This window comes from Tunturibacter empetritectus, from assembly GCF_040358985.1.
Lineage (GTDB): Bacteria > Acidobacteriota > Terriglobia > Terriglobales > Acidobacteriaceae > Edaphobacter > Edaphobacter empetritectus.
In genome coordinates this window covers 2133800-2145884 of sequence record NZ_CP132932.1, presented here as the reverse complement: position 1 = coordinate 2145884, position 12085 = coordinate 2133800, and the positions used below count along the sequence as shown (strand labels likewise).

At 58.8% G+C, this 12085-nt stretch carries 8 protein-coding genes; 2 read left to right on the top strand and 6 right to left on the bottom strand.

Annotation, left to right across the window (positions count from 1 at the left end; all coding sequences use genetic code 11):
• The first annotated feature begins 30 nt into the window (after nt 1-30).
• Nucleotides 31-1419 carry an RDD family protein gene (locus tag RBB75_RS08975; RefSeq protein WP_179640474.1) on the top strand — a complete coding sequence of 463 codons (1389 nt, stop codon included), beginning with the start codon at nt 31-33 and terminating at the stop codon, nt 1417-1419.
• A gap of 210 nt (nt 1420-1629) precedes the next feature.
• Here the strand turns inward: RBB75_RS08975 and bamA are convergent, their stop codons facing one another.
• The 5 genes from bamA to RBB75_RS08950 form a co-directional block, all read right to left on the bottom strand.
• Complete coding sequence (gene bamA, locus RBB75_RS08970) at nt 1630-4626, bottom strand: outer membrane protein assembly factor BamA (RefSeq protein ID WP_179640473.1); 2997 nt, start codon at nt 4624-4626, stop codon at nt 1630-1632.
• 180 nt (nt 4627-4806) lie between these two features.
• Complete coding sequence (locus tag RBB75_RS08965) at nt 4807-4992, bottom strand: CPXCG motif-containing cysteine-rich protein (protein ID WP_179640472.1); 186 nt, start codon at nt 4990-4992, stop codon at nt 4807-4809.
• 20 nt (nt 4993-5012) lie between these two features.
• On the bottom strand, nt 5013-6962 hold the full coding sequence (locus tag RBB75_RS08960) for a S9 family peptidase (protein WP_353070232.1): 1950 nt from the start codon (nt 6960-6962) through the stop codon (nt 5013-5015).
• 204 nt (nt 6963-7166) lie between these two features.
• Nucleotides 7167-7754 (bottom strand): cysteine dioxygenase, encoded by a 588-nt coding sequence (locus RBB75_RS08955; RefSeq protein WP_353070231.1) that lies wholly within the window; start codon nt 7752-7754, stop codon nt 7167-7169.
• Nucleotides 7755-7892: 138 nt separating this feature from the next.
• Nucleotides 7893-10082, bottom strand: coding sequence for a molybdopterin-containing oxidoreductase family protein (locus RBB75_RS08950; protein ID WP_353070230.1), 2190 nt, complete (start codon nt 10080-10082; stop codon nt 7893-7895).
• Between the two features lie 86 nt (nt 10083-10168).
• Here RBB75_RS08950 and RBB75_RS08945 point away from each other — a divergent pair, with 86 nt between their 5' ends.
• Nucleotides 10169-10789, top strand: a complete 621-nt coding sequence (locus RBB75_RS08945) for a TMEM175 family protein (RefSeq protein ID WP_179640468.1) — start codon at nt 10169-10171, stop codon at nt 10787-10789.
• Nucleotides 10790-10795: 6 nt separating this feature from the next.
• Here the strand turns inward: RBB75_RS08945 and RBB75_RS08940 are convergent, their stop codons facing one another.
• Nucleotides 10796-11980, bottom strand: coding sequence for an acyltransferase family protein (locus RBB75_RS08940; protein ID WP_353070229.1), 1185 nt, complete (start codon nt 11978-11980; stop codon nt 10796-10798).
• Nucleotides 11981-12085 lie beyond the last annotated feature (105 nt).

Here is a 12085-nt window from a genome sequence, read left to right as displayed (position 1 = left end):
TTTACGGAAGCGAGTTTGGAATTGAGCACAATGAGCTCTGCACAGCGTGACCTGCTACCACTGGACGAAACCGGGGCCGAAACGGAAGCGGGCGCACCATTTGCGCTCAGGGAACAGGTAGCCCAACGTCTTGCCGCCCATCGCGCCCGCCGGACGCAGCAGCCGGGCTCCGGGGTCACTGCCATTGCGCAGCCTGGTCCTGAGAAGACACGGTCGTCCCGCATCGCCGCGGCGGTTGCGGAGCGGTACGCCAACTCGCCAAGCTATCGCACGTTTCTCGCCGAGCAGGCCGAAGCTGCGATTCGCGAGGCCGAAGCGGCAGCCGAGGTGGCTGCTCTCAGCGCCAAGGCCGTGGCCGACGCCCAGTACCAGCTGCTGGCTGATCTCGACCAGTGGACGCTGACTCCTCCGGCGCCTGCGCTAGCCGAACCGAGACTCGCCAATGCGGAGCACTCTGACACCGCAACTCGCGCGCTCACTCTTCCAGCGACCGCTCAGGCTCCGGCCCCCGCACTCACGGTGCGGCTCTATGAAGACGCAACCCGTGGCCCGCTGCAGGAACAAGTCTTGCCCCCCAGCCGGCCTCTTATCTACGAGACGTATGGAGCTTTAAATGAGGAAGAGACTCTTGCTCTCGATGAGGAGATCGCCTTCCGCCAGGCTCCGATCTTTGAAGAGTCCGGACCTCCTATCGAGATTCCAGCTAACCTGATCGAGTTTCCGCGGCAGCTGGTGGCGGCGCGTAAGGCTCGTCCGCGGCTGGCAGAAGGGCCGTTGCGCGAGGAGGCCGACCAGGCACCGCACGGCAGCCAGACGGCGCAGCTTCGCATCTTTGAGGTGGAAGCTGCACAGATCTCTACCACTCCAGTGGTCGAGTCTGTCGCGCCGGAGTGGTCATCGATTCTGCTTGCGGCCCATCCTGTCGCGGCGCCAGTCGAAACTCCAGAGGCACCTTTTCAGCTTGAGCACAGACCAGAGGCTGCGCCTCTCAACCTGCGGCTGATGGCTACTATGGTTGATGGGTGCATCATTACGGCTTCTTTTTTGTGCTTTGTCGCGGCCTTCGCGCTGACCGTCGGGAAGCTCTCTGCTGACTCAGCAAATCTTGCTGCCAGCAGCGTGCCCATGAGCCTGCAGACCGCTGCTATCGGTACAGCCGGCACTCTGGCGGTTCTCACTCTGCTCTATCAGCTTCTCTTCTTTACCTTCAGCGAGGCGACTCCCGGGATGCGTTATGCCCGCGTCGGCCTCTGCACTTTTTCGGATGATAACCCTACGCGGTCGGCTATGCGGCGACGCATCTTCGCTACGGTCCTTGCTGCCTGTCCGCTGGGTATCGGCTTCCTTTGGGCGTGGATGGATGAAGACGGCCTTGGGTGGCATGACCGCATCTCCCGCATGTACCAGCGCAGCTACTAGAGGATCTTGTCCTGCCGGACGGGCCTCCTACGCGGAGCGCGGGCGTTCACACGCCTTTTTAGAGCTTCGCGTGGTCCTCCCGCTGGTCGGAATCAACTTTTCTTCCGACCAACGGAAGGACCACTACAGATCGTCGGTTGCAAGAAAGGTATACACGTCACGAAGTGACCGCCTCCCGCGCAGGGAGGCCGTCCGGGAGGACCTGTCTTTCTAGAAGGTCGTGCTTACCGTCAGGCGGAAGGTCTTTCTTGGCTCACGCAGGATGTAATCAGCCCCATAGAACTGAAGCGCCTGCTGGTAGCTGAACTGACCCGCTCCATTGGTTGGGAAGTAGCTCTTGAAGGTATTGACGTTGTCAGGACCGGAGTTCGGAACCGCCAGCTCCTGCGGAACGGTCTTGTAAAGACGCAGCGGATTGTAGGCGTAGAAGATCCTGAACGGCGCATTGACGATCGGCAGGATCACCTGAATCTCTGCGCCGAGAGAGTCCCGCGGAACGAAGTTTGTCCCTGGGACTATCTTCAGCAGGTTCGGGAACTGCACCGACTGGCCTCCGAAGCAGGCGCCGTTGACGATTGTGGGGCAACCGTACTGCGCGCCATCGATCAACGACTGACCCGCTGTGCTCTGACGCAACTGGCCGTGCAACGCGTCGAAGGTCATGCCAAAGTCGTTGAAGAAGGCGAAGGTCACCTGATTCACAATCGGAATTCGGTACTCGATGTTCGAGACAAGTTGCGTGTCTCCACCGATAGACACCATGCGGTAGATCGGCAGCGGAATCTGGACCGGGCCGAGTGCGGGGTTGGTCGGATCACGCGGAACCGAGGTCCCATCGGGGTTGGTCAGGATGTATTGAACTTTATTCGGGATGAAGGTGTAGGGACCGACCGACCGGATGTCGAAGCCGCGAAGATCCGATTCGCCGCCGCTGTAGAGACGATGCGTTGGGGGGGCAACCTCGCCTGCGAAGCCTTGCGTATGAGCCAGCTGGATACGGTAACCCAGCACATTGTGGCCCTCGCGGTTCACCCTCAGACCCTTCATCGGGAAGAACTGGCGATAGCTGGCAATCGGCGAGATGTACTTCACGTTACCGCCCACACCTGCAACCTGCATTGAGATGTTGAAGTCCTTGCCGCTGTGAGGTCCGACTGCGCGATCGAGGCTCGAGAAGGTGAAGCTCGGCGTCACGACTGAAGTGATGATGCCGCTCAGCTGATTCTGCCCCGCAACGCCCGACCGGAACGCGAGCGATTGAAAGACGTTGGTCGTGTTCTGGTTGAACGTTGTCACGGACGACCGCGACAGCGAGTAAGAGATACCGACACGAGTCACGCCAGTCTTTGCAAACAGATGCCGCAGAGGCTCGCTTGCCGAGATCGTCAACCCTGTTGTCGACTGGTTATAGTTCGTCAGCAGCGACTGTTGTGCCGTCGTCAGGTTTCCCGCCGCCTGGCCGGTCGCCGACTGGCTCTTCGACGGGTTGAAGTCGTACTTGCTGGTGAAGACCTGCGCGCCCAGCGAGATCGGCTTGTCCCGGAGATATGGCTCGGTAAATCCGAGGCTCAGGTTGCGCGACAGGTCGCCGATATTTGCCTGCACCGAGAGCGTCTCACCGAGTCCGAGAAAGTTATTGGTCTCGTAGTTCAACCCGACAAAGGTTCCTGACAGCCCGCTGATGCCGCCGTTGAGGCCGATGGAGTTCTTGCCCTTCTCTTTGAGCTTCAGCAGCAGGTCGACAGTTCCGTCGTCGGTGTTCTGGCGGCTCTCCGAGTCCTGCTCGGCCTTCAACGCCTCAAAGTAGTTGAGCTGATTGAGCCGCAGAATAGAAAGATCCCAGAGCCGACTGTTATAGACCTGCCCTTCTTCCAGAAGGAGCTCGCGCCGAATGACCTTGTCGCGCGTGATGGTGTTGCCGGTAAACTCGATTCGCGAGACGTAGAACGCTTTGCCTTCATCGATATCGATGTTCAGCTTAATCGTCTTGTTGGCTTCATCGATCGTCGGGACCGGTGTGCCTACGAAGTTGATGAATCCGCCTTCGCCGAAGGCCTTACGCAGCTGATCCAACCCTTTGCCGAACAGGGTTGCGTTGAAGTACTCGCCATCTTTCTGTGCAAACTGCGCACGCAGCGCCCTGGTATTGGTGAAGTGGGTGTTGCCGGAGAAGGTGATACCGGCGAGCTTGTAGCGCGAACCCTCTTCTACCGGCATCAAAATGTCGATCCGCTTGCCCTTGGACGGATGCAGAGTAAATGGGTTGATTCCACCCGCGTCGCGGATGTGCGTGGTCGGCTCGCTGGTCAGCGCCTTGAAGTAGCCGCGGTCGCGATAGGCCTGGCGTACGCGCTCAGTGTCTTCATCCAGCTTGCTCGCGTCGAAGGTTCGCGCAAAGAGATTCTCGAGGATGATCGAGTGCGGAATTCCGATCGGCCGGAGGTTCTTCATCGCGGCGCGCAGGGTGCGATCGTTGATGCTGTTGTTGCCCTGGAAGGCGATCTTGCCCACCTTTACGGTCGGCCCCTCTTTGATATTGAACGTGATCGCGACGGCCGCGGGCGGAATTGTCTTGACCTCGGTCCGGATGGTGGCGAACTGGTGTCCGTGCTCTGCGAGCAGGTCTCTCAGCACCACCTCGGCCCGTTTGATCTTGGTGGGGTCGTACTGGCTCTCGACTGAAAGCGGTACCTTTGCTTTCTTGAAGCGGTCCAGAATGTCGGACTGCGTTATCGCGCCCAGGCCCTTGTAATTGATCTCGCGAATGGTCGGCTTCTCTTTGACATAGATGATCAGCTGCACGCACTTAGGGCTGTCGACGCGCTCAATGCGCACATCGTCGAAGTAGCCAGTGTTCCAAAGCGAGTTGAAGTCCCGCTCCACCACCAGCGGGTCGTAGAGGTCGTTCTGCCGGCTGTAGAGCCTGGCCAACACCGACTCCTTGGGAATGCGTCGGTTACCGATCACCTGCGGCTGGCACAGCGTCTCGACGTTGCCGGACAGCGATCCGGCCTGACCTGAGAGCGTCTGACCCGAAAGCGGCTGGGCCGAAAGAGACGGGGCCGAGAGGGACGAGGCGGCCAGAGCCGTAAACGCAATCATGTACGCGGCATAAGCGATGCGGGAGCGTCTGGAGCGCGTGCACACAGTCTTGGTCTTGCTTTTCAGGGAGCTTCCGCTCTCTCGATTCACGGTAAAGATACGCACACCCTCACTGCTCTAAAAATGACGCTCGCCAGCAAAGTCAGCGAAGTTCTGATTATATGGGAGCGGCCAGCGGTTAGCGAGTTCGCCCCATGATTCTGGCCGGACAACCTCAATCCAACCAACGAATTTCAGCGTGATGCTTTGACGAAGGCACCCACCCAAAGGGCATCCGTTGCTGGCTTAACTCTCCAACTCGGCGGTAATGGTGAACTCCTGCGCCGATCTGTCCCACCGCACCGTCAGCACATTCGGCTGGCAGCAAACCTGGCAGTCCTCCACGTACTGCTGCTTTGAGCCGGCAGACTCGTCTACCGTTGTCTCTACCCACTCCCCACAACCCGCGCACTGAAAACCGGCTGCATGCATCTGTTACTCCTTACTGAACCTCACTGTGCCTTGGTCTCTCCTTTAAGATACTTGTCAAACCAACCGACGGATCGCGTCAGCTCGTCTACCTGGTGCTCCCGCTTGATGAACCCGTGACCCTCCTCCGGGTAGTAGACGGCATCCACGGTTCGGCCCTCCTTCTTGAGGATATCCACCACCTGTTCGGCCTCCTCTTTCGGCACACGAATATCCCGCTCGCCCTGCAGCACCAGCAGTGGAGCTTTCTCGTTGCGGATGTACTTGAGCGGCGAGCTCGCCTCGTATACAGCTTTGTCGGCCACGGGATCGCCCAGCAGCGACTTCTCATACTCCTGCAAACGCGCATCCTCATGGGCCAGCATGGTGTACCAGTCCAGAATTCCGTACTCATCGACGGCCGCGGCCCATAGATCGGGATTTTTGCCGATGGCCATGAGTGTCATGAAGCCGCCGTAAGATCCACCCCAGATGCCGACCTTCTTCGCGTCGATAAATCCGGTGGCTTTCAGGAAGTCGACGCCCGCGATCTCATCCTTCAGATCCGCGCCGCCGAGGTCCTTCTTATTGGAGTTCTGAAACTCCATCCCATAGCCCGTCGACCCGCGCACATTCGGCGCAATCACTACGTATCCACGCGAAACCAGTAGAATCGCGCGTGCGTTGAAGCTGTCTACCGTCTGGCCTGTCGGTCCGCCGTGTGGCATCACCACCACGGGCGCCGTTCCATCGCGCTTCAGATTGAAAGGCACCCAAACAAATGCGGAGATCAACTTTCCATCGAAGCTTTTGTACGTTACCAACTGCGAAGAAGGCAGGACTGCCGCCGCCAGCACCGGGCTCTCGTTGTGGGTCACCTGCGTAATCGCTCCGCCAGCACTCAGCAGGTAGAGATTCGCCACATGTGTCGAATCCTGATGTGAAAATAGATAGCTTCCGTCTTCACGAAACGCGGTCGGCTCCGCACCCGAGGTGTTCAACCCGGCCGGTATGCCGCGATCACTCGCCTTCAGTGTCTTCACATCGACAAAGTTGATCGTCGCTCGTCCATCCGCGTTGAGGGTATATGTGAATGTGTCACCCTTCGGCGAAAATTCGCCCGCGTGTACTTCCCACTGCGAATCCGTGACCCACCGCTGCTTTTTCGACGCAATATCCAGCAGCGCGACATTCAGATAGCCGCCCTTCTCATTCGAGGTCAGCAGAAGGGTCTTGCCATCCGGCGATACCGCGGTCGCAAAGACGAGCGCCTTTCCGGTGTGAGTCGTCAGCTTCTCGGTCGCACCACTCTTCACATCCACCCGGTAGACGTCCGCGTCGTCGAGCCCCACCTGGCGTACCGCGTAGAGACTCCGCCCATCCGGGCTCCAGTCTCCAATATTCCAGAACGCCTTCGGATCCGTCTCGTGGGTTAGGATACGCACCTTCCCCGTCTCCCAGTCCATGACCCCGACGTTAGTCGATGCCTCGACCTTGACCTTGTTGGTGAAGGCTAACCATTTGCCATCTTTGGAAAACAGCGGACTGCTTTCACTCGTCTTGTCTGTGTTCGTGAGGTTCCGCGGCTCGCCTCCACTCACTGGAACCGCATACAGGTCGTACAGCTCATCGCCACCCTTGTCCTGTTCGTAGACGATCTCTTTGCCGTCTTTCGTAAACACCGGGCCGGATTGACGGTCATCCGACTTCAGCAACTGCCGCGCTCCCGTCCCATCCCCCTGCATGACCCAAAGATTCAGCCGTCCTGAAGCGTTGCTGATATAGCCAATCTGCTTTCCGTCGGGTGACCATGTTGAACCACCGAGGCGCACCGTTTGCAGCAGTTCAGCCACAGGCATTGGAGACGATCCACTCGCGCTTGCAGCCGAGGTGACGCTCTTAGGGTCCGTCGCTACGCGATCACCCGGCCCCGAAGCAAATCCCGAAGCCGAAGCCAGCAAAACCAATCCCTGCCAAAAGCGGAAGCGTGTCATTGCAGACTCCGTAACAATCGAAGTGAACACCAGAAACCGACCGCGCCAGACTAGCACGCCACAAACCGCAATTTCTCGCGGAACAATCACATTCGGCCGCGGGGCGTTCAACGAACGCGAAGTGCTTCCTCTATTTTTCTAGACCGACCCATACCGGCCGCGGAGAATGACCAACGTCCCGCAAGCCCTTGTCAGCAATCTCGGTCAGGCAAGACCCACCTTCTCGACGGCGAGACTGGAGGTGAGACGACCGCGTTCGCTGGTGTTGGAGAGGCTGACCGTCTCGTAGCTTTTGGCGCTGAGATCGTAGACCTGACACTCATCGAAGGGGCGTGAGTAGATATGAAGAGTGACCGCGCGGGAGCCGAACGCAGGCGGATTGACGACGAGGTGGATCGGTTCATCAGAGTCGACCTCGGCAGGATTGTCAGCGTCGATGATGTAGCGGTCGGTGGGGGCGAGCTCACAGAAATGCGTCCCGGGGTCCTGGTGGACGAGGCGGTAGTTCTGCACCTGCACCTTGCCGAAGGCGATGCCCATCCAGCAACGTTGGTTCGTGTGATTGTGAATCCTGCTCTTCTGCCCGATGTCCCAGCAGATGGCGATGAGATCGAAGAGCGATGTGTGAAGAATGAGGTTTCGCGTGTAGCGCTCAGGGCTGAAGTAGAGATAGGGATTCAGGCTCGTGATGGAGACCGGATTCTCGCGCATATACTCGAGCACGGCGTTGTCAGTAAACTGCTGTTCCGGGATTTCGCTTAGCCCTGTGGCGAAGGCGGTGATGTCGATCATGAAAGTTCAACTCCTACAGTGTCACTCCCGATTGTTGCTGGTCGCGACAAGGGGAGTCAAGGAGCTCCATCGAGATGAGCTCATTCCGGGAAGCAAGAGTCCGCGGCTCAATCGGATTGAACCTTATCTGATTAAACCTTATCTGATATCGGCCTGCCCCTTCCGTACCTCAACCAAGGTCGAATAAAACGTAGCACCGCCCCCGATATCGGTCAGCGTCTCTGACGTCAGCGCGTTCACGTTCGCGCCGTTTGCCGAGAGCTTGTTCCAATCCAGACGCGCCGCCACGACGCCCGCCGTCACCTGCGCATTCACCAGCGCCCTGAGCGTGATACTCCCGCGACCATTGAATACCTCTACCGCGTCGCCCGTCGCGATCTCTCGCGCCGCGGCATCGGTCGCATGCATCTCCAGTATGCCAGCCGTGCGCGCCTCCATCCGCTGATGCAGGGGAATGTTCGCAAACGTGGAGTTCATGTAGTTGTCCGCCTTCCTCGGCAGAAACTCCAGTGGATATGCACCCTTTGCAGCATTCGCGCGGGACTCGGTTGGCGCAGCAAAGACCGGCACCGGCAATAACTCGCCGCGTCCGCTCGCCGTCTTGAACCACTCCGCTGTGCTGAAGGGCAGCACGTCACCGTTTGCATCCACCGGCATCTGCAGCGGTACGTGCCCCTCCCGCTCCAGCCGCTCACGGGTAATTCCGGCAAACCAGGGGTTCTCACTCTTCAGCGCCTGATCGATTAACTCGTCTTCGCGATCGTCAAAGCATGGCTCGTCAAATCCCATCCGCCGCGCCAGTTCGCCAAACATTGCGACGTTGCTCCGCGCCTCACCCAATGGCGCAATCGCACGGTTGCTCACCTGTGCGAACAGATGCCCATACGCTCCCTGCACATCCTTTACCTCAAGAAACGTCGGCGCAGGAAGCAGCATATCCGCATAGTCCGCCGTATCGGTAAAGAACTGCTCGTGCACCACCGTAAACAGATCGTCGCGCTTCATGCCACGTAGAACATCGTTCTGGTTCGGAGCGACCGCCGCCGGGTTTGAGTTATACACAAACAGCGCTTTCACCTGCGGCCCGTCAGTCGCATCACTCCCGAGCGAAGTCAGCGCGTGGCCCAGCTGACTCATATTCACTACACGCGCCGGTCGTCCCAGCGAGCTGGTCAGCATCAACTCCGGCATCTGCAGCGCCTTGTCGTTGAACGGAAATGAGCCCGACGTGGAGAGCAGTAATCCGCCGCCCTTGTGCTTCCACGCACCGGTTAACAGCGGCAGCATGCAGACCGCACGCGCCGCCGTACCGCCGTTCTCGCTCCGCTGAATTCCGTAGTTCAGCCGAATCACAGCAGGCCCTGACGAGCCGTTACGACCAGCCGCAGCATACGCCCGCGCCAGCCGCACAATCGTGCCCGCGTCAATCCCCGTCGCCTTCGCCACACTCTCGGGCGAGTGCTCCGGCTTCAACGCATGCGCCCGCAGCTCCTCAAATCCATGCGTGCAGGCCGCCACATAATCGCGATCCTCCAGCCCAATGCTTAGGATGACGTGCATCAGCCCCAGAGCCAACGCCGTATCGGTTCCTGGATTGATGGCCAGATGCTCATCGGCGAGCGCAGCCGTCCGCGTCCTGTACGGATCGATCACGACCAGTCGCGCACCCCTGCGCCGGGCCTCTTCGATGAACGGCCACAGGTGCACGTTATTGCCATGGATATTCGCGCCCCAGGCAATCACCAACCCGGCATGCACGAAGTCCTGCGGCACTGTTCCAAGCTTCACTCCATAGACTGCCTTCAGTGCTGTTCCACCCGCCTCCGCGCAGATGGTCCGCGCCAGCTGAGAGGCGCCGAGCCGATGAAAGAACCGCCGGTCCATCGACCCATAACCCAGCTGTCCAATTGTTCCCGCGTAGCTGTAGGGCAGCACACTCTCCGGGCCGAAATCCGCCGCGATCTTTGTCAGCTTCGCCGCAATCTCGTCCAGCGCCTGATCCCATGAGATACGCTCAAACGCATCTGCTTCGCGTCCCTTCACAGCGCCGTACCCGGCGGGGCCCTTTGGTATGCCCTTCTTCCTGCGCATCGGATACAGCAAGCGATCGGGGGAGTAGACCCGGTCGAGATACTTCGCCACCTTGCCGCATAGAAAGCCACGCGTTACAGGATGCGAAGGATCGCCCTGCACCTTCACTGCTTTGCCCGTCAACTCATCGACTGTCACCAGCACGCCGCACGAGTCCGGGCAGTCATGCGAACACACCGCATGAATGAGCTTCCTTGCGCCCGGTTGCACGGCCGTTTCGACAGGATTTGCAGCCATCCCATTATTTTAGTCTCAACAGCCCGTCCCTTCGCGCCAATCGTCGTTGTATGCTGCTCCCAACACCAGAGCCCAGCTACAAACCTATGCCCCGCCATCACCTCTCCTCCCCAGCCCGCCTTGAAGCCTTCTCCGACGGAGTCATCGCCGTCATCATCACCATCATGGTGCTCGAACTTAAGGTCCCCCACCAGGAGGGCGTCGCCGGACTCTCCGCTGTCCTCCCCACCCTCGCCATCTACGCCATCTCCTTCGCTTTTACGGGGATCTATTGGATTAACCACCACCATCTGGTCCACCGCACCGAAGAAGCCGACGAGTTGGTCCTCTATGCCAATCTCTTCTTCCTCTTCTGGCTCTCTCTCCTGCCCTTCTTCACCTCGTACGTTCTCGAAAAAAAACTTGACTCCTTCTCCGTCTTCCTCTACATCGCCTCGATGATCTTCACCGGGTTCAGCTTCCTTCTTCTGCGCCTCTCCATCACCCGCCGTCTCCGCATCGCCAACAAGCTCGAAGCGGAGGACACCTCCGTCCAGCGCAAAAATCAGCTCTCCCTCTTCGTCTATCTTGTCGCCTTAACCATTGCCTTCTCGCACCCCCACGTGGCCCTGGGCCTCTGCGCCTTCGTCACGATCATCTGGATCACCCCCACCGTAGGGGTCAAACCACGCGAAGACCTCGACAACACCCACTTCAACCGCGATTAGCCTCCGCTACAAAGCCGGCTCATGAAGCATCTCCGCATCTACCTTTTCTGCAACTCGCCGTTCGTAGCGATCCCGAAGCACCATGAATGGTCGCTCTACCAACACATACAACAGACCAGCCGCCAACAAGCATGTCACCGCATAGATCACCACCGTCTTCCAATCGGGAGAGGCCGTGAGCGAGGGTAGGTACCTGCGATCCAGATGCGCGATCTCTTTATGCGTTAGATAAAGGCTGAAGGCAAGCGTCGCCAGCAATCGTGACCCTGGCACTGAAAACCGGCTCAGCCATCCATCGTTGCTGACGCTCGAAACCACCAGTAACCCCAGCCCGACCGCCAACAATGGATACCCAACCACTGTGCCCCACGCCGCAATCTTCGTCGCATCCCCCATCCCATCATTCCGAAACATCCAGCACACCGCGCCGGTAAGCGCGATCCCAAAAATCAAGGCCGCGTTCCCCCTGCGCAGCAGCCACGACCACCAACCGGACCGGAAGATCCGCACCAACGCCAGCGTTACCCCAACCACCAGTCCATCGAGCCGCGAGTACGTCGGATAGTACAGATAACGATAGTAAAACGTCCCGAAACCGTCAGGCACCTCGCGTCCACTCCATCTCGCAGGCGCAATCAAAGGTAAGAGCATGTAGCCGCGAAAACAGATTCTAAACAAAATCACTCCGCCGACGATAAAGACCGTCTTCCGCAGCGACGGCCTTCGCATCAACCAGATCACCAGCAGCGGAAGCACCAGATAGAAGTGCTCCTCCACGCACAGAGACCAGACATGCGAAAAGGCATGTTGGCTAAAGTCGACGAAAAACAGATTGACCGTGAACGTCAAAAACTGCCACACCGGGGGCAGCACCGGAGACTCATGCCACGCAGGAAACGCCAGATAGAGCCACAGAACAACCAAATAGGCCGGAAGAATCCGATACGCTCTCCGACGGTAAAAACTCCAAATCGAAGGCCGATCGCCCGACGCATAAGGCTTCAGCAGTTGCGACCCGATCAGGTATCCGCTCAGCACAAAGAACAGGTCGACCCCCATCCAGCCAAATTGCGCGACAGGAACAATGCTGCTTGGAAGGTATCCCTCCAGGTGATACAACATCACTGCCACAATCGCGAGTGCGCGCAACGTGTCCAGACCCGGCAATCGCGATAAATTTGATCGTGCCATCGTGTATCAAAACTCCTTCTCATCAATATCCGTCAATCAACGAAAACGCCCGCTTCAACCGAGATTAGCCGACGCGAAAGCGCTGGCATAAAAATCCACCCATCG

Excerpts from the sequence above, each read along its gene's own strand:
- RBB75_RS08950 (WP_353070230.1), bottom strand. The coding sequence starts at position 10,082 with ATGGCTGCAAATCCTGTCGAAACGGCCGTGCAACCGGGCGCAAGGAAG.
- RBB75_RS08945 (WP_179640468.1), top strand. The coding sequence starts at position 10,169 with ATGCCCCGCCATCACCTCTCCTCCCCAGCCCGCCTTGAAGCCTTCTCC.
- RBB75_RS08955 (WP_353070231.1), bottom strand. The coding sequence starts at position 7,754 with ATGATCGACATCACCGCCTTCGCCACAGGGCTAAGCGAAATCCCGGAA.
- RBB75_RS08940 (WP_353070229.1), bottom strand. The coding sequence starts at position 11,980 with ATGGCACGATCAAATTTATCGCGATTGCCGGGTCTGGACACGTTGCGC.
- RBB75_RS08960 (WP_353070232.1), bottom strand. The coding sequence starts at position 6,962 with ATGACACGCTTCCGCTTTTGGCAGGGATTGGTTTTGCTGGCTTCGGCT.
- RBB75_RS08975 (WP_179640474.1), top strand. The coding sequence starts at position 31 with ATGAGCTCTGCACAGCGTGACCTGCTACCACTGGACGAAACCGGGGCC.
- RBB75_RS08965 (WP_179640472.1), bottom strand. The coding sequence starts at position 4,992 with ATGCATGCAGCCGGTTTTCAGTGCGCGGGTTGTGGGGAGTGGGTAGAG.